The sequence below is a fragment of the Actinoplanes sp. NPDC049548 genome (assembly GCF_040676695.1).
Taxonomy (GTDB): domain Bacteria; phylum Actinomycetota; class Actinomycetes; order Mycobacteriales; family Micromonosporaceae; genus Actinoplanes.
In genome coordinates, this window is record NZ_JBFAPM010000001.1 from 43,450 (window position 1) to 67,024 (window position 23,575).

Annotated in this window: 24 protein-coding genes, 2 tRNA genes and 1 other RNA gene; 22 read left to right on the forward strand and 5 right to left on the reverse strand. The window is 69.7% G+C overall.

The window, feature by feature from the left end:
- The first annotated feature begins 33 nt into the window (after positions 1 to 33).
- Entirely contained in the window at positions 34 to 618 is a 585-nt protein-coding gene (locus AB0J80_RS00190; protein WP_364698653.1) for a DinB family protein, read from the forward strand.
- Between the two features lie 3 nt (positions 619 to 621).
- On the opposite strand, the gene AB0J80_RS00195 is transcribed toward AB0J80_RS00190, so the two are convergent.
- A complete protein-coding gene (locus AB0J80_RS00195; RefSeq protein ID WP_364698655.1) occupies positions 622 to 1,527 on the reverse strand; it encodes a phosphotransferase in 906 nt (301 codons plus the stop codon).
- A 366-nt stretch (positions 1,528 to 1,893) separates the two neighbouring features.
- On the opposite strand from AB0J80_RS00195, the gene AB0J80_RS00200 reads away from it, so the two are divergent.
- Together AB0J80_RS00200 and tadA are read left to right on the forward strand one after the other, a co-directional pair.
- Positions 1,894 to 2,415, forward strand: a complete 522-nt coding sequence (locus AB0J80_RS00200; protein ID WP_364698657.1) for a tRNA adenosine deaminase-associated protein — start codon at positions 1,894 to 1,896, stop codon at positions 2,413 to 2,415.
- On the forward strand, positions 2,412 to 2,858 hold the full coding sequence (gene tadA, locus AB0J80_RS00205) for a tRNA adenosine(34) deaminase TadA (protein ID WP_364698659.1): 447 nt from the start codon (positions 2,412 to 2,414) through the stop codon (positions 2,856 to 2,858). The genes AB0J80_RS00200 and tadA overlap by 4 nt, the downstream gene beginning before the upstream one ends.
- Here tadA and deoD read toward each other — a convergent pair.
- Positions 2,855 to 3,562: a purine-nucleoside phosphorylase gene (gene deoD, locus AB0J80_RS00210; RefSeq protein ID WP_364698661.1), complete on the reverse strand. Its 708-nt coding sequence runs from the start codon at positions 3,560 to 3,562 to the stop codon at positions 2,855 to 2,857. The genes tadA and deoD overlap by 4 nt on opposite strands.
- Before the next feature lie 109 nt (positions 3,563 to 3,671).
- Between deoD and AB0J80_RS00215 the strand changes: the two genes are divergently transcribed.
- Both AB0J80_RS00215 and AB0J80_RS00220 read left to right on the forward strand, forming a co-directional pair.
- Positions 3,672 to 3,761: transfer RNA gene (locus AB0J80_RS00215), tRNA-Ser, on the forward strand.
- A gap of 186 nt (positions 3,762 to 3,947) precedes the next feature.
- Positions 3,948 to 4,811, forward strand: a complete 864-nt coding sequence (locus AB0J80_RS00220) for a hypothetical protein (protein ID WP_364698663.1) — start codon at positions 3,948 to 3,950, stop codon at positions 4,809 to 4,811.
- A gap of 127 nt (positions 4,812 to 4,938) precedes the next feature.
- Here the strand turns inward: AB0J80_RS00220 and AB0J80_RS00225 are convergent, their stop codons facing one another.
- Positions 4,939 to 5,340, reverse strand: coding sequence for a glutaredoxin domain-containing protein (locus AB0J80_RS00225; protein WP_364698665.1), 402 nt, complete (start codon positions 5,338 to 5,340; stop codon positions 4,939 to 4,941).
- A 39-nt stretch (positions 5,341 to 5,379) separates the two neighbouring features.
- Between AB0J80_RS00225 and AB0J80_RS00230 the strand changes: the two genes are divergently transcribed.
- The 6 genes from AB0J80_RS00230 to AB0J80_RS00255 all read left to right on the forward strand — a co-directional run bounded on the left by AB0J80_RS00230 (position 5,380) and on the right by AB0J80_RS00255 (position 9,380).
- On the forward strand, positions 5,380 to 6,606 hold the full coding sequence (locus AB0J80_RS00230; protein WP_364698667.1) for an SLC13 family permease: 1,227 nt from the start codon (positions 5,380 to 5,382) through the stop codon (positions 6,604 to 6,606).
- A gap of 8 nt (positions 6,607 to 6,614) precedes the next feature.
- Positions 6,615 to 7,046, forward strand: coding sequence for a universal stress protein (locus AB0J80_RS00235; RefSeq protein ID WP_364698669.1), 432 nt, complete (start codon positions 6,615 to 6,617; stop codon positions 7,044 to 7,046).
- Positions 7,047 to 7,287: 241 nt separating this feature from the next.
- A complete protein-coding gene (locus tag AB0J80_RS00240; protein WP_364698671.1) occupies positions 7,288 to 7,497 on the forward strand; it encodes a hypothetical protein in 210 nt (69 codons plus the stop codon).
- A 101-nt stretch (positions 7,498 to 7,598) separates the two neighbouring features.
- Entirely contained in the window at positions 7,599 to 8,087 is a 489-nt protein-coding gene (locus AB0J80_RS00245; RefSeq protein WP_364698673.1) for a DUF6886 family protein, read from the forward strand.
- An 81-nt stretch (positions 8,088 to 8,168) separates the two neighbouring features.
- The gene (locus AB0J80_RS00250) at positions 8,169 to 8,510 is read left to right on the forward strand and encodes an STAS domain-containing protein (protein WP_364698675.1); all 342 of its coding nucleotides are present in this window, start codon (positions 8,169 to 8,171) and stop codon (positions 8,508 to 8,510) included.
- A 24-nt stretch (positions 8,511 to 8,534) separates the two neighbouring features.
- Complete coding sequence (locus AB0J80_RS00255; RefSeq protein ID WP_364698677.1) at positions 8,535 to 9,380, forward strand: class I SAM-dependent methyltransferase; 846 nt, start codon at positions 8,535 to 8,537, stop codon at positions 9,378 to 9,380.
- Positions 9,381 to 9,589: 209 nt separating this feature from the next.
- Here AB0J80_RS00255 and AB0J80_RS00260 read toward each other — a convergent pair.
- A tRNA-Ser gene (locus AB0J80_RS00260) sits at positions 9,590 to 9,677 on the reverse strand.
- Positions 9,678 to 9,761: 84 nt separating this feature from the next.
- Here AB0J80_RS00260 and ffs point away from each other — a divergent pair.
- The 11 genes from ffs (at position 9,762) to AB0J80_RS00315 (ending at position 21,760) form a co-directional block, all read left to right on the forward strand.
- Positions 9,762 to 9,852: signal recognition particle sRNA small type (gene ffs / locus AB0J80_RS00265), an RNA gene on the forward strand.
- A gap of 74 nt (positions 9,853 to 9,926) precedes the next feature.
- Positions 9,927 to 12,950, forward strand: a complete 3,024-nt coding sequence (locus AB0J80_RS00270; RefSeq protein WP_364698679.1) for a DNA polymerase III subunit gamma and tau — start codon at positions 9,927 to 9,929, stop codon at positions 12,948 to 12,950.
- 94 nt (positions 12,951 to 13,044) lie between these two features.
- Complete coding sequence (locus AB0J80_RS00275; RefSeq protein WP_364700107.1) at positions 13,045 to 13,353, forward strand: YbaB/EbfC family nucleoid-associated protein; 309 nt, start codon at positions 13,045 to 13,047, stop codon at positions 13,351 to 13,353.
- 4 nt (positions 13,354 to 13,357) lie between these two features.
- The gene (gene recR, locus AB0J80_RS00280) at positions 13,358 to 13,951 is read left to right on the forward strand and encodes a recombination mediator RecR (protein ID WP_364698681.1); all 594 of its coding nucleotides are present in this window, start codon (positions 13,358 to 13,360) and stop codon (positions 13,949 to 13,951) included.
- A 401-nt stretch (positions 13,952 to 14,352) separates the two neighbouring features.
- Positions 14,353 to 15,309, forward strand: a complete 957-nt coding sequence (locus tag AB0J80_RS00285) for an ABC transporter permease (protein WP_364698683.1) — start codon at positions 14,353 to 14,355, stop codon at positions 15,307 to 15,309.
- A gap of 73 nt (positions 15,310 to 15,382) precedes the next feature.
- Positions 15,383 to 17,134 (forward strand): ABC transporter substrate-binding protein, encoded by a 1,752-nt coding sequence (locus AB0J80_RS00290; RefSeq protein WP_364698685.1) that lies wholly within the window; start codon positions 15,383 to 15,385, stop codon positions 17,132 to 17,134.
- 94 nt (positions 17,135 to 17,228) lie between these two features.
- The gene (locus tag AB0J80_RS00295; protein WP_364698687.1) at positions 17,229 to 18,242 is read left to right on the forward strand and encodes an ABC transporter permease; all 1,014 of its coding nucleotides are present in this window, start codon (positions 17,229 to 17,231) and stop codon (positions 18,240 to 18,242) included.
- A complete protein-coding gene (locus AB0J80_RS00300; RefSeq protein ID WP_364698689.1) occupies positions 18,242 to 19,279 on the forward strand; it encodes an ABC transporter ATP-binding protein in 1,038 nt (345 codons plus the stop codon). Before AB0J80_RS00295 ends, AB0J80_RS00300 begins: the two co-directional genes overlap by 1 nt.
- 71 nt (positions 19,280 to 19,350) lie before the next feature.
- On the forward strand, positions 19,351 to 20,409 hold the full coding sequence (locus AB0J80_RS00305) for a dipeptide ABC transporter ATP-binding protein (RefSeq protein WP_364700109.1): 1,059 nt from the start codon (positions 19,351 to 19,353) through the stop codon (positions 20,407 to 20,409).
- A gap of 133 nt (positions 20,410 to 20,542) precedes the next feature.
- The gene (locus AB0J80_RS00310; protein ID WP_364698691.1) at positions 20,543 to 20,983 is read left to right on the forward strand and encodes a VOC family protein; all 441 of its coding nucleotides are present in this window, start codon (positions 20,543 to 20,545) and stop codon (positions 20,981 to 20,983) included.
- Between the two features lie 120 nt (positions 20,984 to 21,103).
- On the forward strand, positions 21,104 to 21,760 hold the full coding sequence (locus AB0J80_RS00315; protein WP_364698693.1) for a maleylpyruvate isomerase family mycothiol-dependent enzyme: 657 nt from the start codon (positions 21,104 to 21,106) through the stop codon (positions 21,758 to 21,760).
- 15 nt (positions 21,761 to 21,775) lie between these two features.
- Here AB0J80_RS00315 and AB0J80_RS00320 read toward each other — a convergent pair whose 3' ends face one another.
- Positions 21,776 to 23,524: a family 20 glycosylhydrolase gene (locus AB0J80_RS00320; protein ID WP_364698695.1), complete on the reverse strand. Its 1,749-nt coding sequence runs from the start codon at positions 23,522 to 23,524 to the stop codon at positions 21,776 to 21,778.
- Positions 23,525 to 23,575: the final 51 nt, after the last annotated feature.

Here is a 23,575-nt window from a genome sequence, read left to right on the forward strand (position 1 = left end):
GTAGCCGAGAAACACGACGACAGGAGAACGGTCATGCCCGGTCAGGTCGGTGCCATCAGCAACGAGCGCGAAGGCCTCCTCGCCTACCTCACCCAAATGCGCTACGTGCTCAGGCTCACCGCGTACGGCCTCACCGCCGAGCAGCTGCGCGCCGCTCCGACGGCGAGCCCGCTGACGATCGGTGGCTTGATCAAGCACTGTGCGTCCACCGAGGAGAGCTGGATCGACACCGTCCGCGGGGAGTCCCGGCCGGTCGACTACCAGGCGTACGAGGACAACTTCCGGCTGGCGGACGGTGAGTCGATCGAGGAGGTGTTCGCCCACTACGACCGGGTGGCGGCGCGCACCGAGAAGACCGTTGCGGAGATCGCCGACCTGGGCCAGGACGTGCCCGTCGACCACTCGGTGCCGTGGAACCCCAAGGACATCGACAACTGGTCGGTGCGGTGGGTGCTGCTCCACCTGATCCAGGAGACGGCCCGGCACGCGGGGCATGCGGACATCATCCGCGAGGCGGTCGACGGCGGTACGGCGTACCCGATCATGGCGGCCGCCGAGGGCTGGCCCGACTCGCCGTGGATGAAGAAGTGGCAGCCGGCAGGGGACCAGCGCGCCTGACCGTCACCGCCACCAGGCTCGCCCGATCGTGATCTCCTTCAGCCGGCGCAGCCGCTCGCCGAACATCCGGGGCGGGAAATCCGGGCGGGTGAGTGCCGGCCGGACGTCGGAGGCGAGATACGCCGCCTCGCGGACCTCGCACTGGGCGCGCAGGGTGTCCGAGGAAGTCGTCGTCTCGCGGGCGACGACCTCCAGGACCGTGCTCACGTGCGGGCCGCTGTCCGCGATCACGAAGAACCAGTCGTCGACCGGATCGCCGAAGCGCGCCCACTCGAAGTCCAGCAGCGCGGTCACATCGCTTCCGGACGCCAGCCAGTTGCCCCAGTGGCAGTCCGCATGCACCGGCACGTCCATCCGGACATTCGGCGGCGCACTCTCCGCTATCGCCGTCAGCCGGTCGAGCGCCGCGGCGGGTACGACCGCCTTCCGGTCCGCCGCGGTGAGGCGTTCGATCTCGGCGATCAGCTCTGCGCGGCCGACGAAGCCGCCGTGGTCGAGAGGCTCCCGCAGCGTCCGTTCGGCCTCGCCGGCAGGAACCCAGTCGTGGAGCGCGTGCAGCCGCTGCACCGCCTGCACAGCCAGCGAACGTGCGGTCGCCGCGTCGGCCGCCGGCATGCCCATGCCGGGAGCCTTGCCCGGCACGCGGGCGTAGCAGGCATACCGCACCTGACCATGGAGCCCGGCGGCGAGCAGTGGCGCCGTCAGCCCACCGGGCAGGTGCGGCACCAGGGCGATCTCCCGGTCCAGCCGGGAGTGGCCGGCCGCGTCGATGACCTTCACGACGATGTCCGCTCCGACGTAGACCCGGTGCGAGATGCTCTCGGCCGTCGTCAAGGGCCCGGGGTCGCGTCCGAGGGCCGCCTCGGCGATCGCGCGGGCGTCGTCATGGACCTGTCTCAGTTCCGTCACCGGGCCACCGTAGGGCCAGGCCCGACCTGGGCCCGACCGGAACCCTCCGCATGGTCGTCCTGAGCGGACGCCATCACCGGTACGGGTCTTTTCGCACTGGTGCCGAGGGATTTCGGCCGCCGACGGCGACGTCGGGGGCTGAGACACGGCCGCCGAAGGCAACCGTGGCGGGTCTTTTTGGGTGACCTGCCACACCAGCCGGCAGCGGGTGATCAGGCCGGGACGGCAGCGCCCGGCCGTGTGTCACGAGAGCTCGCTGTGCCCGTACCGTGGAGAGAGCTTGTCTCCTTCGGGGCGTGGCGCTGCGCTCGAGCCGATGCAGCCGCTACCGTCACTCGCTGAGAACAGACGTTCGTGGGGGGATTCGTGTCGACTTTCGCTGCCGCCGTCGCTCGGGGCAAGAACGGCTGGACGGCGTCCGAGCTGGAGCTCACCGGGCTGGCCGACATCGACGAGGTGGTGGACAGGCTGCGGGACGCCGAGCCCGACGCCGACCTGTCGCTGCTGTTCGTCGAGGCCGACGACCAGTATCTGGTCATCCTGCGCCTCGACGAGGGTGAGGACCTGCGGGTCTTCGGATCGGACTCGGCGTTCGCCGACGAGTCGCGGCTCGGAGCCCTGCTGCTCGCCGACGTGGAGACGCCGGCGCTGGAGATCGACGACCTGGCCGCCGGCAGCACCGACGACGACGAGGAGGAGGAGCGGCCCGCCGCCGATCCGGACGCCGACCCGGTCGGCGACGTCGAGCTCCTCGCCGACCTCGGGATCAGCTCGCACCGGCTGCTCACCCTGTGCGGGCTGGAAGGCATGCTGCCGTCCGACGTGACCGCGGAGATCTGCCAGAAGCTGGGCTGCGGCGACGAGCTCGAGGAGCTGCGCGAGGCGTGACGGCGCGCTCCCGGCACGAGACGTGGATGCGGCGGGCCATCGCCGTCGCCTCCTCGTTCCCGGAGGACGTGCCCGTCGGCGCGGTCGTCTTCGACGCCGACGGCAACGAGCTGGCCGCCGCCGGCAACGAGCGGGAGGCGACCGGCGACCCGACCGCGCACGCCGAGATCCTGGCGTTGCGCCGGGCCGCCCTGCTCACCGGCAGCTGGCGGCTGTCGGACTGCACGCTGGTCGTCACCCTCGAACCGTGCACGATGTGCGCCGGCGCGCTCGTGCTGGCCCGGGTCGGCACGCTGGTCTTCGGCGCCTGGGAGCCGAAGACCGGCGCGGTCGGGTCGCTCTGGGACGTGGTCCGCGACCGGCGCCTCAACCACCGCCCGGAGGTGTACTCCGGGGTGCTCGAAGCCGAGTGCGCCGCCCTGATGCGGGACTTCTTCCGTTAGCTGATCGCCGTGTCGAGGCCGATCTGCACCATGTCGGAGAAGCCCTGCTCACGCTGCGCCGAGTCCATCTTCTCGCCGCGCTTGATGTGGTCGCTGACCGTCAGGATGGTCAGCGCCCTCGCACGGTAGCGGGCCGCGATCGTGTAGATGGCGGCCGACTCCATCTCGACCGCCAGCACCCCGTAGTCGGCGAGCGTGTCGTACAGGTCGGGCCGGTCGGTGTAGAACGCGTCGGCGGCCAGGATCGGCCCCACCCGCAGCGCGATGCCCCGCCGGTCGGCGACGTCGGCAGCGGTCCGCAGCAGCCCGAAGTCCGCCACCGGCGCGTAGTCGACGAGCCCGTCGAAGCGGACCCGGTTCATGTTCGAGTCGGTGGCCGACCCGATGGCGGCGATCACGTCACCGAGGTTCAGGTCCTCGGACAGGGCGCCGCACGACCCGATGCGGATCAGGGACTTGGCGCCGTACTCGTTGATCAGCTCGTGGCTGTAGATCGAGGCGGACGGCATGCCCATGCCGGATCCCTGGACGGAGACGGGCACCCCCTGCCACATACCGGTGAATCCCAGCATCCCGCGAACCTGCGTGTAGCAGACGGGGTCCTTCAGGAACGTCTCGGCGATCCACTTCGCCCGCATGGGGTCCCCGGGAAGCAGAACCCGCTCGGCGATGTCGCCCGGCTGCGCGCCGATGTGCACACTCATGTCGGAAGATCCTGCCAGGCCGCCCCGCCGAAGGGGGCGCGACCTGCCTCTTCGCGGTTCGGGGTAACCCGGCGGCGAAGCCGGTGGGCGGTCGGGTAACCTACTTCGCGGTGGTGTGTCCGAGCGGCCTAAGGAGCACGCCTCGAAAGCGTGTGAGGGTTTACGCCCTCCAAGGGTTCAAATCCCTTCACCACCGCCAGTAGCAGGGCGAGCGCCCGGCAGCTCCGAGCGAGCCGCCGGGCGTTTCTGTGTCCGTGGGGTTGCCTCCTCTGCTCCGTGAGGCGGACGCGAGGAGCGCGCGACTTCTTGCAAGGCGATGAACCGGTGCGGAAATCCGAAATCATCTCTGACTATCTCAGCATGCATGCGGTCGTAGAATTGACCTGTGGCGTTGCGGGTGCGGACCAAAGTACAGGGTGTCGGACGGGGCGCCTGGACTTTGGGGTCGACGGCGATCGCTGTGACTTCTGGAGTTGCTCAACTGATTGTCAGCGGTTTTGGCAGAGTCGTGCTGATTGCCATCTTCTGCTTGTCGTTCGTGTTTATGTGCGCCAAAATGCTGCAACTCTATGTTTCGCACGGCATTCAAAGCCTTCAGCGCGACCTGGATGAGTGTCGGCAAATCCTGACCGAATTGGTAGATCACGCATCTCCGAAGTGCAGTGAGGAGATTGCCGTCACCTATCATATCGGCGTTGACGGTGCCGGCGATTACGTGGTGGACGAGAGGCGGACAACCCCGGACTCAACGATACTTGTGCTGCCGCTTCGCCTTACCGTCAGCTTCGAGTTGGGTGGTGCGCCCAGTTGGGAAGGCATCGAGGCGTCTTGGTGGTGCGAAGAGGAGCCGACCCACACTCTCAACATCGTGCCGGTCGAGCAGAGGACCGGGCGCCAGAGGGCTTTGGCGGTCTTTCGGCCTGCCCTGAGCTCCACCACGAGGTGGGGTATTCGTTACCGGCCCGAAGGTGGGCTATGGAATCCGCTCAGGACCTCTGGGAAAGATGTGCTGCGCTATCATACTGAGCCCTTCGAGAACAGGCACGGAATCACGCTATCGTCGTTGACTGTCTCATTTGTGTTTCCCCCGGGTGTGACGTCTGCCTCTGTGCGGGAAGCTCAAGGGAGAGGGAAGCAAGAGAGTGTGGTTCAAGACGGATCATTACGAGTAACGTGGAACATATCTCCCGCACCATCCACAAGCTTCTTCTGGACCATCACAGTCCCCGCATGGTCCTCGCACCGCTGAAGACTGCTGTAGCCGTTATGGGCCGGGGCAGGCATCAGAGCGGCGGAGATCGAGTCCGTTCATCACTGGACCGATGTCGCCTTGTACCCGGTGGGGGTCCTGCCCCTGGTCGTCGCCCACATGGCGGTCAGAGCGCGGCGCGGATCCGGCGCGGGTCGGGGTTCACGAGGGGCTCGCCGGCCAGGATGACCGTCGGGACCGTCTCGTTGCCGGCGGCCACCGCGCGTACCGCCGCGGCGCCGTCCGGGTCCCGCCAGATGTCCACCCAGTGAGCGCGGTGGGCTCGCAGGCCGACGGTGGCGCGCAGGCGCAGGCAGTAGGGACAGCCCGGCCGCCAGTAGACGATCGGCTTGCCGTCCGCGGCACTGCGACGGCGAGCCTCCGTGGCCGGGACGGAACGCGGGAAAGCCAGGGGTGAGAGCGCCGCGGCGAGCGCCACCGGCACGATCAGCGCCAGGGGCCCGGCCGCGTACGCCAGGGCGATGCCGACGGCGACCAGCATGCCGGCGGGAAGCCATCGACGCAGCATGGTTTCGACGCTACGGGATGCGGGCATCGGAAGCGCCTTGTGATCACTGTGGTGCCGCTTCTGCTGCTGGCCGGTGTGCTCGGGTTCGCCGTGGCACGCCCGGGCGGTCTGCCGGAGGCGGTGGCCGCCGTGCCGGCCGCGGTCGTCGCCGTCGCGACCGGGCTCGTTCCCTGGCGGGACGCCCTGCACGAGCTGGCAGGGCTGGGGCCGACAGTCGGCTTTCTCGCGGCGGTCCTGCTCCTCGCTCATCTCGCCGACAAGGCCGGGGTGTTCCGGTACGCCGGAGCGGTCGCCGCCCGATGGAGCCGGGGCTCGCCGCGGCGCCTGCTCGGCATCGTCTTCGTGCTCGCCTCGGTGGTGACCGCGGCGCTGAGCCTCGATGCGACGGTCGTGCTCCTCACGCCGGTCGTCTTCGCCACCGCGTCGACACTGGCCGTACGCCCGAAGCCGCACGTCTACGCCTGCAACCACCTGGCGAACTCGGCCTCGCTGCTGCTGCCGGTGTCGAACCTCACGAACCTGCTCGCGATGTCCGCGGCCGGGCTGTCGTTCCTGTCGTTCGCCGGCCTCATGGCGCTGCCGTGGCTGGCCGTCATCGCGGTCGAGTTCGTGATCCTGCGCCGGTTCTTCGCCGACGACCTCGGCACTCCGGCGCATCCGGAAGAGGTCGACCGGCCGGATCCGCCGATGTTCGCGCTCGTGGCGCTGGGGCTGACCCTCGCCGGGTTCGCCGCGGCGGGTCCGCTGGGGATCCACCCGGCGTGGGTCGCGCTCGCCGGTGCGCTGGCTCTGGCCGTACGGGAAAAGGAGCGTGCGGGAACGCTGGTGCGCAAGGCGAATCCGGGGTTCTGCCTCTTCGTCCTGGCCCTGGGCGTGGTGGTGCTGGCGGTGAGCCGCGGCGGGTTCGGTGCGCTCGTCGACCGGGTGGCGCCGCGGCATGCCGGGCTGGTGGGCCTGCTCGTGATGGCCGGGCTGGCCGCGGTGCTCGCGAACCTCGTCAACAACCTGCCGGCGACGCTCATGCTGCTGCCGGCGGCGGCGCACTCGCCGGGGCTCGTCCTCGCGGTGCTGCTGGGTGTCAACATCGGGCCCAACCTCACGTACGTGGGTTCGCTCGCCACCCTGCTGTGGCGGCAGATCCTGCACGGCCGGGGGCATCCGCCGGTCACGGGGGAGTTTCTGCGGCTGGGACTGATCACCGTGCCGGTCTGTCTGCTGGCGGGGGTGGCCGGCTTGTGGCTGAGTCTGCGAGTGTCGGGGTTGTGAAAGTCATCGTGTGGCTCGACGAGGGCACATGGGAGGCGTGCGTCGACGCGGCGCGCGAGATCGGTGGCGACATCACCCTGATGCACGTCGTCGACGTCGACACGGAAGCGGCAATGAGCGGGTCCGCGGGACTCCTCGGACGGGTGAGTGGTGCCGATCCCGCCGAGCTGCTCGCGGCAGCCGAACGACGGCTCCTGAGGGCAGCCTCCGAACGACTCGACCGTACGGCGGAGACAATCACTCTGCGTGGTCGTCCGGAGCGCGAAGTGCTATCCGTGTGCGCCGGGGCGGACCTGTTGATCCTGGCCCGCGACGGCGATCGGACCCGCCTCGGACCCCGCAGCATCGGGCACCGTACCCGCTTCGTGATTGATCACGCACCGTGCCGGATTCTGCTCGTCTGGCCGTCGGCGCCGCCGTCCGCGGGCCCGGTTCCATGATCAAATCCGCTGGTCGCGTCACGGATACGTGTCGGTACCGTTTCGTCGACTCGTTCGCGCCCGCTCCACCTGCAATGACTACGGAGAGTGCTAGTTAGGAAGCCGCCCTAATATGGGCACCTCACCGCAAGTCGTGGGGCGGAAAACCACCGGATCGGACAATGCGCTCCGACCTGCCGTCGAAAAACTTTCACAGATTCGCATCGCGCAGAGTTGTCGATACCTGTCATAAGGTCGACACGTGAGAGTTGAGCAGCACTGGTGGAATGGTGACGTCCGACTTGCGCGCCGGGACGTCTACGTCCGCACCGATGGCGAGGTCTGGGAGGTCGAAGCCCAGATGGGCGGCCCCCAGGGCAAGTCCAAGGTGCAGCAGTGTCCGGGAAAGGCTTCCGCGCTGATCCTGGCAGACGCGTGGCGAGGGCCACGCTGGCGGTGGCGTCAGCTGTAAGACGCCAGGAGCCGGGCTGCGCCGCACGCACACTTCTCTCGGCCAGCCGTTGATCGGGCCGGACCCCCACGGGTCCGGTCCGATTCTGTTACACCGTCCTGATGCGACCCTCCGCCGGCCAGGTCATGCACTTCTCCGAGGACCCGCACATCACCCGCTTCGCCCCGCACGTGGCGGCGACGGCTCAGCAGCCCGAACCGTACGTGTGGGCCGTCGACGCCGAGCAGGCGCCGGCGTACTGGTTCCCCCGGGACTGCCCCAGGGTCATGTTCTGGCCGGCGCCCGGGCGTGTGCACGCGATCGAGTACGGCTGGCTGCGTCGGCTTCAGGCGGTGTCGCTGTACGCGTACCGCTTCGACGCGGCACTCTTCCGCCCGTTCGGGTCACCCCGGCCCCACGCCATGGTCGCGACGGAGACGGTGACTCCGCTCGGCCCGCCCGAGCCGGTCGGCGATCTCATCGCGCTGCACGAACAGGCGGGCATCGAGCTCCGGCTCCTCACCAACCTGTGGAGCCTGGTGGACGAGGTTGTCGAGTCATCGTGGGAGTTCAGCTGCATTCGACTGCGCAATGCGGATGCTCGTGCGTGATCTGGACGGACGCTTTGTGCGCCATCCAGTGATCATCCACAACTAGCATGGACCCCTCGCAACCAGGACGAAAGCGATGCCATGCAGGCCACCGTGACCGACCACCGCACCGACGTCGCCGTGCTCCGCCTGAGCGGCGAGCTCGACGCCGACACCGCACCGAAGCTCCACGACCTCCTCGCGGACCTGCTGGAACGGCCGGTCCCGCGGATCGTGGTGGACCTCTCGGCCCTGAAGTTCTGCGACTCCGTGGGCCTGAGCGCCTTCATCACCGCCAAACAGGTGATCTCCGCCCGCGGTGGCTGGCTGAGCTTCGCCGGTGCCAACCGCTTCCTCGTCGACCTCCTCGACACGGTGGGCCTGAGCCGCTACTTCGCCATCTTCCCCGAGGTGGACGACGCGATCGCCGCGGCCCAGATATAAAACGACACCGTTAGCCTGGCCGGAATGGCCCACGACTACGACTCCTACCGGCGCGACCTCTGGCGCGACAAGGCAGCGGCGTACCAGGACAGCTTCGCCGGCCTGTGCGCCCACCCGGTCGACCTCCTCCTCGACTCCCTGGCCGTCTCCTCCGGCACCACCGTCCTCGACGTCGGCTGCGGCACCGGCACCCTGACCTCTGCCTCCGTCGCACGCGGAGCCGACGTCACCGCCGTCGACGCGGAGCCGAGCATGGTCGCCGCAACCGCCGCCCGGGTGCCGTCGGCCCGCACCTCGCTCGCCGCCCTGCCCCGGCTCCCGTTCCACCCCGGTGCCTTCGACGCCGTCGCGGCCAACTTCGTCGTCAACCACGTCGCCAGGCCCGCACCGGCCGTGGCCGAGCTCGCCCGGGTGACCCGCCGGTCCGGCCGGGTCGGCGTGACGGTGTGGCCGCAGCCGGCGCCGCCGCTGCAGCGCCTCTGGGACGACGTCATCGAGGCGGCCGGGGTGATCCGGCCACCGATGCCCGGGCTGGCGCCGGAGGACGACTTCCCGCGTACGCGTGACGGGCTCGCCGACCTGCTCGAGCAGGGTGGCCTGACCGGGGTCGAGTCCTGGACGGTGGAATGGGAGCACCGCACGGATCCCGGCCGGTGGTGGGCGGCCGCGGCGAGTGGCCTGGCCGGCATCGGATACGTGATCAGCCTGCAGGACGCAGCGACGGTCCGGCGGATGAAGGACTGCTATGACGAGCTTGTGCGGCCGCACCTTGATGGGAACGGGAGACTCTGCCTGCCGACGGCGGCGCTGCTGGCCACCGGAAGACCCACTGACCCAGAAGGCGGGACTCGCGACGGCGCAGAGCTGTGAGTGACGCTCTTCCGATACCCGCCTCCGCCGCGCCCAGTGGCTGTTCGAAGGGTCTACGCACCACCGGACCGGAGGCTGCGTCGTGGGCGAGCTGACATCGCCTGTCCGGAGCAGCGGCGAGGTGGTTAGTGAGACGGAAACTGCGACGCGGATAGGCGAAGGGCCGGACCCCCAGGGGCCCGGCCCATCAACGTCTGCCCTTGTCAGGCTGGCGGAGGATACGAGATTCGAACTCGTGAGGGTGTGAACCCAACACGCTTTCCAAGCGTGCGCCCTAGGCCTCTAGGCGAATCCTCCGTCCGACAGGATACAGAACCCGGCGATCCGGTTTCCGCGGGACCGCCCGGTGACGCGCCGGAGGCTCCGGGTACGCTGTGCCACAGCCCCTCGTGCGGCGCGTACCCCGTGAACCTCCCCAGGGCCGGAAGGCAGCAAGGATAAGCGGGCTCTGGCGGGTGCACGGGGGGTCCTTCACTTCTGGGGCACGCCGTTTGTTCTTGTCACACCCTCGACGGAGAATGGCGCGGTCGTCAGGAGGAGGCAGGAGTGGCACTGGCCCTCTACCGCAAGTACAGGCCTCGCACGTTCGCCGAGGTCATCGGGCAGGAGCACGTCACCGAGCCGCTGTCGCAGGCGTTGCGCAGCGGGCGGCTGCACCACGCCTATCTGTTCTCCGGACCACGCGGCTGCGGCAAGACCTCCAGCGCACGCATCCTGGCCCGGTCGCTCAACTGTGAGCAGGGTCCCACTCCCGAGCCGTGCGGTGCCTGCGGCTCCTGCAAGTCGCTGGCCAACGACGGCGCCGGGTCGATCGACGTCATCGAGATCGACGCGGCCAGCCACGGCGGTGTCGACGACGCGCGCGAGCTGCGGGAGAAGGCGTTCTTCGCGCCTGCCAACAGCCGCTACAAGATCTACGTCATCGACGAGGCGCACATGGTCTCGTCGGCCGGCTTCAACGCGCTGCTCAAGCTCGTCGAGGAGCCGCCGGACTACGTCAAGTTCATCTTCGCCACGACCGAGCCGGAGAAGGTGCTCGGCACGATCCGGTCGCGGACCCATCACTACCCGTTCCGGCTGATCCCGCCGGCGGTGCTCCGGCCGTACCTCCAGCAGTTGACCGAGGCCGAGGGCATCCACGTGGACCCGGCCGTCTTTCCGCTGGTCGTGCGGGCCGGCGGGGGCAGCGCCCGGGACACGCTCTCGGTGCTGGACCAGCTCATCGCCGGGGCCGGCCCGGAAGGCGTCGGCTACGCCCGGGCGGTGGCGCTGCTCGGTGTCACCGACGTCGCCCTGATCGACGAGATGTGCGACGCGCTGGCCGCCGGCGACGGCGCGGCGGCCTACCAGACCATCGACCGGGTCGCCGAGGCCGGCCACGACCCCCGCCGCTTCGCCTCCGACCTGCTCGAACGGTTCCGCGACCTCATCGTGCTGCAGCAGGTCCCGGACGCGGTCACCAAGGGCCTCATCGACGGCCCGGCCGACCAGCTCGAGCAGATGGGCGCGCAGGCCACCCGCCTCGGCCCGGCGACCCTGTCCCGCTGCGCGGACATCGTGCACAACGGCCTGGTCGAGATGCGCGGCACGACGGCCCCGCGCCTGCTGCTCGAGCTGATCACGGCCCGCATGCTGCTGCCCGGCGCCGACGACTCCAGCGGCGCGCTGCTCCAGCGGTTGGAGCGCATGGAGCGGCGGCTCACCCTCACTTCGGATGATTCGGTACGCCCAGAGCACACCTCCCCGCCCGCAACACCGTCCACGGCTCCAGCCGCATCCGGGAGCGCGGGCGGCGGGCTGTCCGCGGCCCGGGCGGCAGCGGCGGCGGCGAGTCGCCGGGCGCCCGCACCAGCGGAGTCCTCCGCCGACGCGTCCATGGTGTCCGCGCCTTCGCCCAAGTCGGCGTTCGCCGGGGGTGCGTCTGCGGTGGAGCCGGCGTCCCCCGTAGCCGCACCGGTGTCAGCTGTACCTTCCCCTGATCCGGCCCCCACCTCCTCCGACGGTGCGCCGGTATCCGCCGCGTCTGTGCCTTTGCCGGCGTCGGCCGCACCTGCCAACGCACCCGTTTCCGCTGATCCGAGCTCTCCGCGGCCCGCCTCGGTGGTCGAAGCCGAGCCCGTCGCGGCGGCCGAAGCCGTGCCTGCCTCGGCGGCCGGGGCCGTGCCCGCCTCGGCGGCTGGGGCCGGGCCCGCCTCGGCGCCCGTGGCTAAGCCCGCGTCGGTGGCGGCCGCCGACGCCGGCCCCGCCTCGGTGGCCGGCACCCACCCTGGCTCGGATGCTCCGGCGCTCGCGCCACCTGCCCCCACCGCCGCGCCCGAGCCCCGCCGCGCCGAACCGGCCGGGATCATGCCGGACGCCCCCGAGGAGCCCGTCGCCGTCGGCGCGGTGCCCGGGCAGCTCTCCGCCGCCTCGATCCGCGAGGTGTGGCCGGAGGTGATGGTGGCGGTCGGCCGCAAGAGCAAGAAGATCGCCGCGCTGGCCCAGGGCGCCACGGTCCGCGACCTCGAGGGCCAGACGGTCGTGCTGACGTTCCGCTTCCCCGCGCACGCCCGGATGGTCGCCGCCGAACCGCATCTCATCGCCGATGCCCTCTACGAGGCGCTGGGGGGACGCTGGCAGATCCGGTGTGACGTCGCGGGTGAGGGCGGTCCCTCCGGAGGTTCCGGCGGACGCCCCGCGCCCCGGGGGACGCAGGGTGGTGGACCCGCGTCACGGGCACCGCAGGACTCCGGGCCGGCTCGCGAGGGGGTCGCCGAGCAGCGGACGCCGGCTCAGGCGCGTACCGGATCCGGTGTCTCCGCCCGGCAGACCGCGAGCGGGCCGCAGGCGTCGGCCGACGAGGAGGACGACGGAGCCTGGCCGGAGCCCGTCAGGCCCGGCGGCCTCGCCGCACCCGCGGCGACCTCCTCCGTGACGTCCTCACCGGCCGGCGAGGACGAGGGTGACGACTGGCCCCAGCCTGCCCGTCCCGGGGGCAGCACTGCGAACGCCGCCGCGCCGCCCGCGGCCGACACCGTGCTCGCGGCTGCGAGTTCCGGATCCGAGCAAGTCGGCGATCCGCTGCCCGGTGGGCTCGGGCTGTCCGCCGCCGCCGTGCCGGAAGCGCCCGCGCCCGCCAACGCCGGATCCAACGGCGGGTCGCCCATCACGGCCGCTGCGAGATCCGGTGCGGTCACCGGCGGCGCGCTGCCGGTCGGCAATGTCCCCAGCCGGGGAATCGCCGCCGCGAGAGCCGCCGCGGCTCGGGGCGCCGCGCCCGCGGCCGTCCGGGCCGGCGCCACCACGACCGGCCCGGCCAACGGTGCCGAGCGTCCGACCGCGACCACCAAACGCCCCGACGCGGGCGGCAGCTCCTGGTCCGACGGCTCCCCGACCGAGGAGGCGCCGTACGACCCCGAGTACGACGGTCCGGTCCGTGGCGCCGACGGGGCCTCCTGGGAGGGGTTCGATCCCGGTGACGAGCCGCTCGACGACGTGATCGACGAGAAGACCGCGCGGCAGAGCAGTGAGCAGCAGGCGGTGCGGCTGCTCCAGGAGGCTTTCGGGGCCGAGAAGATCAGCGAGTCCTGACCCGGCTCCCCGGGTACGGGGCCGTACGCGGGACAATGGACCGGACTACCCCCTGACTGAGGAGTGACCCATGCGCCCCGGTGGACAGCCGAACATGCAGCAGATCATGAAGCAGGCGCAGAAGATGCAGCAGCAGGTCGCGCAGGCGCAGGCCGAGCTGGCCGCGGCCGAGCTGACCGGTACCGCCGGCGGTGGCCTCGTCACGGTGGTCGTGACCGGGCTGGGCGAGTTCAAGTCCGTGAAGATCGACCCGAAGGCGGTCGACGCCGACGACGTCGAGACGCTGGAGGACCTGGTGCTCGCGGCCATTCACAACGCCGCCGAGGCGCAGCGCGAGCTCACCGAGCAGAAGATGGGCCCGGCCACCGGCGGTCTCGGCGGCCTGACCCTGCCGGGGTTCTGAGTCCGTGTACGAAGGTGCCATCCAGGACCTGATCGACGAGCTGGGCCGGCTTCCGGGCGTCGGCCCGAAGAGCGCCCAGCGCATCGCCTTCCACGTCCTGTCCGCCGACCCGGCCGACGTCAACCGGCTGGCCACCGCCCTGCGCAAGGTGAAGGAGCTGGTCCGCTTCTGCACGACCTGCTTCAACGTGGCCGAGTCGGAGCAGTGCCGGGTCTGCCGCGACACCCGCCGTACCAATGAGGTGCTGTGCGTCGTCGAGGAGCCCAAGGACGTCGTGGCGATCGAGCGGACCGGCGAGTTCCGCGGCCGCTATCACGTCCTGGGTGGTGCCATCAACCCGCTCGAGGGCATCGGCCCCGACAACCTGCGCATCCGTGAGCTGCTTCTCCGTCTGGGCACGGGCGAGGTCAAGGAGCTGATCCTGGCCACGGACCCGAACACCGAGGGCGAGGCCACCGCCACCTATCTCGCCCTGATGGTCAAACCGATGGGCATCGCGGTGACCCGGCTGGCGAGCGGCCTGCCGGTCGGCGGCGATCTCGAGTACGCCGACGAGATCACGCTGGGCCGGGCCTTCGAGGGCCGCCGCGCCGTTTGATGGCTTCTTCCAGCAAAGCGCCCGACCTGCCCGTCTGGTCGGTTACGGTGCGGGCGTACGGAGTGCTGCCGGGCGTAGATCACGCTGCCATCACGGCGCGGCCTGAACTTGGTTACGAGGGCTGAAGGGGCTTGACCGGCGACGCCGAGTACGTGAGCGTTCCTCTCGTGCGACGGCGTAACCCGTTCGCATGTTCGGCATGCCGGCACCGGCGTCACCATCGCTGGAGCAGGCTGTAGCAGTCCACGTACGCGACAACCGATCGGTTGTCCGCGCTGCGGGGCCGGTCCGACCGGGGCGATGCAGGCCCGGCTCGGCGTGGGTGCCGTGGTGCGGTCACCGGGAGAGGACCGGGCGCTTCCATGGTCGTTGGACCCGGCACGGTCTCTGACCAGGCTCCGGTGGCTCCGGACCCCGCCGAGGGCAGCGTCCCCGGCAAGGCGATCGAGGGCCGGTCGCTCGGCCGCATCGCCTGGACCCGGCTCAAGCGCGACAAGGTCGCCATGGCGGGCGGGTACATCGTCATCTTCCTGATCCTCGTCGCGATCTTCGCGCCGCTGATCGTCAAGTTCCTGGGTGACCCGCCCAACGACTTCCACCAGGACCTGATCGACGTCAACACCCTGGCGCCCAAGGGCGGTACGGGAATCAGCGGGGACCACCTGTTCGGCGTCGAGCCGCAGAACGGCCGGGACATCTTCAGCCGCGTCGTCTACGGCGCCCGCATCTCGCTGCTGATCGCGTTCCTCGCGACGGGACTGTCGGTGGTCATCGGCGCGACCATGGGCGTGGTGGCCGGCTACTTCGGCGGCTGGGTCGACGCGCTGATCAGCCGGGCCATGGACGTCTTCCTCGCCTTCCCGCTGCTGGTCTTCTCGATCGCGCTGGCCGGCGTCATCCCGGACACCGCGTTCGGTCTGTCCGGCGACTCGCTGCGCATCGCCCTGCTGGTCTTCATCATCGGCTTCTTCAGCTGGCCGTACATCGGCCGCATCGTGCGCGGGCAGGCGCTGTCGCTGCGGGAACGCGAGTTCGTGGACGCGGCGCGCAGCCTGGGTGCGCGCGGGCCGTACATCATCTTCAAGGAGCTGCTTCCCAACCTGGTAGCGCCCATCCTGATCTACGCGACGCTGCTCATCCCGACGAACATCCTGTTCGAGGCGGCGCTGTCGTTCCTCGGGGTCGGGGTCCGGCCGCCCACCGCGAGCTGGGGCGGCATGTTGTCCGACGCCGCCCGGTTCTACACGATCTGGCATTTCATGTTCTTCCCGGGCATGGCCATCTTCATCACCGTGCTGGCGTTCAACCTGTTCGGTGACGGGCTGCGCGACGCGCTCGACCCCAAGGGCCGACGCTGATCGTGTGCCGGACGACTTTCTCTCCAGCCAGGCGGTCCGTGAACGGACCGTTCCACCAGGGAGGTTGCTAGAAGTGATCCACAAAACAAGGGTGCTGGTGGCCGCTACGGCCGTCCTGGCACTCGGATTGACCGCCGCGTGTGGCGGGGGCAAGGACGGCTCCACCTCGGGCGGTTCCAAGGCGGAGTTCAACGCCGCCCTGGACAAGGTGTTCAACCCTTCCGAGAAGAAGGGCGGCACGATCCGCCTGGCGAACTCGGGTGACTGGGACACCCTCGACCCGGGCGAGACATATTACGGCTACTCGTGGGACTTCCTGCGCCTGTACGGCCGCAGCCTGCTCACGTACAAGGCTTCTCCGGGCGCGACCGGCAACGAGCTGACGCCGGACCTCGCCGAGGGTCTGGGCGAGACGAACGACAACGGCAAGACCTGGACGTACAAGCTCCGGAAGAACGTCAAGTTCGAGGACGGCACCGTCGTCAAGGCCGCGGACGTCAAGTACGCGGTCCTGCGCTCGATCGACAAGCAGACGTTCCCGAACGGCCCGGCGTACTTCGAGCAGTTCCTCAACCTGCCGGCGGGCTACAAGGGCCCGTACAAGTCCAAGGGCGTCAACACCGACCAGGCCATCTCGACGCCGGACGACAACACCATCGTCTTCCACCTGAAGTCGGCGTTCGGTGGCTTCGACTACCTGGCCGCGCTGCCGCAGACGGTTCCGGTCCCGCAGGCCAAGGACACGGCCGCCAAGTACAAGCAGCACGTGGTCTCCACGGGCCCGTACATGTTCGACCAGAACAACCTGGGCAAGAACTTCACGCTCAAGCGCAACCCGAACTGGGACCAGTCGACCGACCCGCTGCGCAAGGCGCTGCCGGACGGCTTCGAGGTCGCGCTGAACGTCAACGCGGACGACATCGACAACCGGCTGCTCTCCGGCGACCTGGACATCGACGTGGTCGGCACGGGTGTGCAGCCCGCGACGCTCGGCCGCGTCGTCGGCGACCCGACGGCCAAGGCGAACACCGACAACGCCAGCCAGAGCCGGCTCTGGTACACCTCGATCGTCGGCACCGTGGCCCCGCTCGACAAGATCGACTGCCGCAAGGCGATCCTCTACGCCGCCGACCGCACCGGCTACCAGACGGCCTACGGCGGCCCGCTCGCCGGCGGTGACATCGCCACCACGATCATGCCGCCCACCATCCCGGGCTACCAGAAGTTCGACCTGTACCCGGCGGGCCCGGACAACAAGGGCGACCTGGCCAAGGCGAAGGAGGCCCTCACGGCCTGCGGCCAGCCGAACGGTTTCTCCACCAACATCGCGTACCGGGCGGAGCGGCCGAAGGAGAAGGCCACCGCCGAGTCGCTGCAGCAGTCGCTGGCCCGGGTCGGCATCAAGCTGACGCTCAAGCCGTTCCCGCAGGGTGACTACTTCTCCCAGTACGCCGGCAACCCGCCGTACGTGAAGAGCAACAACCTGGGCCTGACCGTCAACGGCTGGGGCGCGGACTGGAACGACGGCTTCGGTTACCTGTCGCAGATCGTCGACAGCCGGGTCATCCGGGAGACCGGTGGCTCCTCCAACACCAGTGTCCGCGACCCCGAGGTCGACAAGATGCTGGACGCCGCGGTGAGCAACACGGACGCCAAGGCCCGCGAGGCGCAGTGGGGCGCGATCGACAAGAAGGTCATGGAGGACGCTTTCATCCTCCCCGGCGTCTACGCCAAGGCCCTCCTGATCCGTCCCAAGAAGCTCACCAACGTGTACGTCAACCCGGCGTACAACATGTACGACTACGTGTCGCTCGGCGTCGCGTAACCACCACTGCTGGCGCACTAGTTCCGATTGGGTAGGTGAAGGCAGCAGGCGGCCGGTCCGGGGCGACCCGGGCCGGCCGTCGTAGCCGGGCACTGTGATCACGTACATCATCAGGCGTCTGTTAGCGGCCTTCGTGCTGCTCTTCATCGTCAGCGCCGCAGTCTTCGCGATCTTCTATCTGGTCCCGCGGCTCGTCGGCGCGACGCCCGAGACGCTGGCGACCCGGTACGTGGGGCGTGCCGCCACGCCGGAGACCGTCAGCCTCATCGCCCACAAGCTGGGCTTCTACGACCCGTTCTGGGTGCAGTACGCCCGGTGGGTGAAGGGCATCTTCCTCGGCGCCGAGTTCGACTACGGCAACGGCACCGACCACTGCCCGGCGCCCTGCTTCGGCTACTCCTTCATCACCCGCCAGCCGGTCTGGCCGGACCTGCTCGACCGGCTGCCGGTCACGCTCTCGCTGGCCGTCGGCGCCGCGACTCTGTGGGTGTTCTTCGGTGTCTCGACCGGCGTGCTGTCGGCGCTGCGCCGGGGCTCGTTCCTCGACCGTGCCGCGATGGGCGTCTCGCTGGCCGGCGTCTCCCTGCCGATCTTCTTCACCGGCCTGATCGGCCTGCTCGTCTTCAGCTACGGGCTGGGACTGACCGCCTCGGGCGGTTCCTATACGCCGTTCACCGAGGACCCCGGCGAATGGGCCTACAACCTGCTGCTGCCGTGGGTGGTGCTCGCCTTCCAGTTCTCCGCGCAGTACGCCCGGCTGACCCGGGCCGGCATGCTGGAGACGCTCGGCGAGGACTACGTCCGTACGGCGCGCGCCAAGGGCCTGCCGGAGAGCGCCGTGAACGTGCGGCACGGCCTGCGGGCCGCGCTGACCCCGTTGCTGACGATCTTCGGTCTCGACTTCGGCCTGCTGCTCGGCGGCGCCGTCCTCACCGAACAGGTCTTCTCCCTGCCCGGACTCGGCAAGTACGCGGTCGACGCGATCACCAACAACGACCTGCCGAAGGTGCTCGGCGTGACGATGATGGCCGCCCTGTTCGTGGTGGTCGCGAACCTCGTCGTCGACCTGCTCTACGCGGTCGTGGACCCGCGAGTGAGGATCAGCTGATGACGGGAGAACCGTTCCTCGAGGTCAAGGATCTCAAGATCTCGTTCCCGACCGACGACGGCCTGGTCAAGAGCGTCGACGGGTTGTCGTTCCGGCTGGAGCGCGGCAAGACGCTGGGTATCGTCGGCGAGTCCGGCTCCGGCAAGTCCGTCACGAGCCTGGGAATCCTCGGCCTGCACAACAAGCGCAACGCCGACGTGTCCGGCGAGATCTGGCTGGACGGCGAGGAGCTCGTCAGCGCCGGGCCGGATACGGTACGCGCCCTGCGCGGCAACAAGATGGCGATGATCTTCCAGGACCCGCTGTCGGCGATGCACCCGTTCTACACCGTCGGGCACCAGATCATCGAGGCGTACCGGGTCCATCACAAGGTCTCCAAGAAGGTGGCCCGCAAGCACGCCGTCGACATGCTGGGCCGGGTCGGCATCCCGCAGCCCGACCGCCGGGTCGACGACTACCCGCACCAGTTCTCCGGCGGCATGCGGCAGCGCGCGATGATCGCCATGGCGCTGGTGAACGACCCGCAGCTGCTCATCGCCGACGAGCCGACGACCGCGCTCGACGTGACGGTCCAGGCGCAGATCCTCGACCTCATGCACAAGCTGCAGGAGGAGTTCAACTCGGCGCTCATCGTCATCACGCACGACCTCGGCGTGGTGGCGGAGCTGGCCGACGACGTGCTGGTCATGTACGGCGGCCGGTGCATCGAGTACGCCAGCGCCCGGACGATCTTCGAGCGGCCGGAGCACCCGTACACGTGGGGTCTGCTGGGTTCGATGCCGCGCATCGACCGTCCGAACCTGGACCGGCTCGTGCCCATCCCCGGTCTCCCGCCGTCCCTCATCAACCTGCCGTCGGGCTGCGCGTTCCACCCCCGGTGCGCCTACGAGCCGCGCACCGGCGGCCTGGGCAAGTCCCTGTCGCCGGAGCTCAGCCCCGCCGCGGAGCCCGGCCACCTGGTGCGCTGCCACATGCCCACCTCCGAGCGTCAGCGGATCTGGCGAGAAGACGTGAAGCCGAAGCTGGAGGCGCAGTGAACGACGAGACGGACGCGGTGGAAGGCGCGACGGAGGCCACGCATCTGAGCGACCCGGTGCCGGACGAGGCGATGCGGGAGCAGCGCGCCGCCAAGGGCGATCCGCTGCTGTCCGTCAAGGGCCTGGAGAAGCACTTCCCGATCACCAAGGGCCTCCTGCGTCGCCAGATCGGTGCGGTGCGGGCGGTCGACGGCGTCACGTTCGACGTCTACAAGGGTGAGACGCTCGGCCTGGTCGGCGAGTCCGGCTGCGGCAAGACCACCACCGGCCGCCTGCTGACCCGGCTGCTGGAGCCGACCGGCGGCTCGATCGACTTCGACGGCCGGGACATCGCCCACCTGCGCCAGGGCAAGCTTCGGCCGCTGCGCCGCGACATGCAGATGATCTTCCAGGACCCGTTCTCGTCGCTGAACCCGCGGCACACCGTCGGCACGATCATCGGGGCGCCGTTCCGGATCCAGAACGTCAAGACCGAGAACGGCATCAAGCGCGCGGTGCAGGACCTGCTCAAACTGGTGGGCCTCAGCCCGGAGCACTACAACCGCTACCCGCACGAGTTCTCCGGCGGCCAGCGTCAGCGCATCGGCATCGCCCGGACGCTGGCGTTGCGGCCCAAGCTCATCATCGCCGACGAGCCGGTCTCCGCCCTCGACGTGTCGATCCAGGCCCAGGTCGTCAACCTCCTAGACGACCTCCAGCAGGAGTTCGACCTCACGTACGTGTTCATCGCGCACGACCTGTCGGTGGTCCGGCACATCTCCGACCGGGTCGCGGTCATGTACCTGGGCAAGGTCGTCGAGATCGCCGACCGGGACGAGCTGTACTCGAGCCCGCGGCACCCGTACACGGTCGCATTGATGTCGGCCGTCCCGGTTCCGGACCCGGCCCGCCGCGACCGGGCCCAGCGCGAGCGGGTCCTGCTCACCGGCGACGTGCCGAGCCCGATCAACCCGCCGTCGGGTTGCCGCTTCCGGACCCGCTGCTGGAAGGCCCAGGACATCTGCGCGACCGAGGAACCCGTGCTGGTCCCGCGCCTCGACGACCCGGCCTCGCACCAGACGGCCTGCCACTTCCCGGTCGTCGAGGACGAGGCGGTCGCGGGACGGCGCCCGGCGGGAGCGTCGGCGTAAGAACCAAGATCAAGAGCTTCATGTCGTAGCTCGGTGGGTGGTGCAGACCGCAACTCCCGTCGAGGCCGGGCCGGGGCCCAGCATTCGCTGGCCCTGGCCCTTCATTCTGCGTGAGTGGTGGAGAATCCGGTCCATGGCACATGTACGACGCTTCGACCACGTCGGCATCACGGTCGAGAATCTCGACGTCGTGACCGCCTTCTTCGTCGCGCTCGGTCTGGAGGTGGAGGGCCGCATGTTCGTCGAGGGCGAGTTCCTGGCAACGGTCTGCGGCATTCCCGACTCCCGCACCGAAATCGTCATGCTGAGATCACCCGACAACGCCGCCCGCCTCGAGCTCTCGCGCTTCGTGCGGCCCGACCCCACGCCGGGCTCGCCCAGCGCCATGGCCAACGAACTGGGACTGCGCAACGTGTCCTTCGAAGTCGACGACCTGCAGGCCGCAGTGGACTGGGCGGCGGGCGAGGGCTACGGACTCGTCGGCGGCATCGGCGAGTACGAGGGCGTCTGGCGGATGGCCTACGTCCGGGGACCGGAAGGAATCATCGTCTCGCTGGCTGAGCGCATCGGCTGATGCCTCGCAGCGCCCGGACCTGACCGCCCGCTCACGGGATCGTCCGACATCCGTCGCGGGTCGACCCGATCGTGCATCATCGATGTGGGTGATCGGAGAGGGGGCCGGATTGTGCCGGGATTGTCCGACGAGCAGCTCATGGCGATGATCAGTGACGAGCGGCGGCGGGCCGCGGACCTCATCGAGTCGCTGACCCCGGAGCAGCTGGCCACCCCCAGCCTGTGTGGCGAGTGGACGGTCAAGCAGGTCGCCGCTCATCTCATCGCACCGTTCGCCACCAAGCGCCGCTGGTTCCTGGGAGTGTCCATCCGAAGCCGCTTCAGGCTGCACCGCGCCATCGCCATGCTTGCCGAGCGCATCGCCGAACGTCCCGCCGGCGAGATCGCCGCTGTGCTGCGAGAGAACGCGGACCGGCCGTACAAGGCGCCGATCGTCGGCTTCTTCGGCCAGCTCACCGACCTGCAGATCCACGGGCAGGACATACGCCGTCCCCTCGGCCTGCCCCGGGAGCTGCACCCCGACCGGCTGCGCGTCTCCCTGGACTTCCTGGTCAGCCGCCGCGCCGGAGGTGCCTTCGTGCCGCGCGGGCGGACGGCCGGGCTGCGCTTCGAGGCCACGGACCTGGAATGGGCGAGCGGCACGGGCAAGACGGTGCGCGGACCGGCCGAGGCGGTGATGCTCGCCCTGACCGGCCGCGCTGTGGTCCTTCCCGAGCTCGCCGGAGAAGGGTTGCCGGACCTGCGGGCCCGACTGGCCACTGTCGATTCCGCTCGTTGACAACGCGGCTTGTTGTCAGTTCTCCCAATTGATCTGGGGCGACGGATAGAAGTTCACGTCCTGCAACGTCCACCGCGGACCGTAGGAGCCCAGACGGGCCGAGAACGACTCCCAGTCGTGCGTCGACGCCGGTGACCAGCCCAACTCGGCGATGGCCGGCAGACGCGGGAACGCCATGAACTCGATGTCGTCGAGCGAGCGCAGCGTCTCCGACCACAGCGGCGCCTCGACACCGAGGACCGCAGCCTCACCCACGCCGGCCACCCGGGTCGCCGGATCCCAGTCGTAGGCCGTGCGCACCTCGATGTAACCGGCCCACGACAAGCCCAGCGGCGTGTTCCGGTCGTACTTCATGTCCAGGTACGCCTTGTTCGCCGGCGACATCACCACCTTGGTGCCACGGGCGACGGCCGCCGCAACCGTCGCGTTCGTCGTGGCGGTGTCCCAGTACTGGGCGACCGCCGTGCCCGACGCCGGCGACTTCGCGATCTCGTTCCAGCCGTACGCGATCTTGCCGTACTTCGCGACCAGCGGCAGCACCCGCTGCTGGAACGTCAGGTAGTCGGCCTCCGGCGTGGCATGCGCCTCGTCACCCCCGATGTGCAGGTACGGCCCCGGCGTCATGGCGGCCAGCTCCCGGATGACGTCCTCCACGAACCGGTACGTCCTCTCCGACCCGATGCACAGCGAGCTGTAACCCACGGCGGTGTCCGTCCGCGGCGGAGGCGCCACCCCGTCGCAGGTCAGCTCGGGGTACGCCACCTGAGCGGCGTTGACGTGACCCGGCATGTCGATCTCGGGCACGATCGTCACGTACCGCTGAGCCGCGTACGCGACGATCTCGCGGTACTCGCTCTTGGTGAGATAGCCGGGACCCACGCCGTCGACCCCGGTCCCCGGACCACCGCTGACCTCGGTGAGCCGCGGCCAGCTGTCGATCTGGATGCGCCACCCCTGGTCGTCGGAGAGGTGCAGATGCAGGTAGTTCACCTTGAAGCGGCTGACCTCGTCGACGTACGCCTTGATCTCGTCGGGCGTGTGGAAGTGCCGAGCTTCGTCGAGGAACGCGCCCCGGTACGCGAAGCGCGGGTAGTCCACGATGCGGCCCCCGGGCACGGTCCACGCCCGCTGCACCACGGTCGGCGAATCGATCTGCGTGGGCAGAAGCTGCAGCAGCGTCCGGGTGCCGGCGTAGAGACCGGCGGGCCGGTTCGCGCGTACGGTGACCGCCCGGCCAGTGACCTCCAGCCGATAGCCCTCCGACCCCAGCCGGCTGTCATTCGCCCCCAGCAACAGCGAGATCGCCGGCACCCGCGGCGGCGCGACCGGCGTGACGGGCAGCCGATAGCCGGTCGCCGGCCGCAGATCCCGCGCAAGCTGCCGGCCGACCGCGCGGGCCGCCGCGGAGCCGGGCTGCGTACGGATCACCGTCAGCGGCCCGAGCCGGAAGCTCGTCCCGGCGGCCGGGGTGACCTGCACCGGCGCCGGAATGACGGCATCCAGAGCCGGAGGCGCGGCTCGCGTCGCCGTGGTGTGGCTTGTCGCGGAGGCCGTGGTATGGCTCGTCGGGGAGGCCATGGTGTGGCCCGTCGCGAAGACCGCCGTGTGGCTCGTCGGGGAGGCCGCCGTGTGGCTTCTTGCGGAAGCCGCGGGGTGGCTCCTCCCGGGAACCGCGGGGTGGGCTGAGGCGGAGACGGGCGCCGCGACCAGGGGCAGACCCAGCGCTGCCACGGTCAGCAGGCGGGACATCACGGGTTTGGCCATGCCCGACGCTACAAAGAGGATCGTCTATCTGTAAAGCTTCCTCATAGCCAT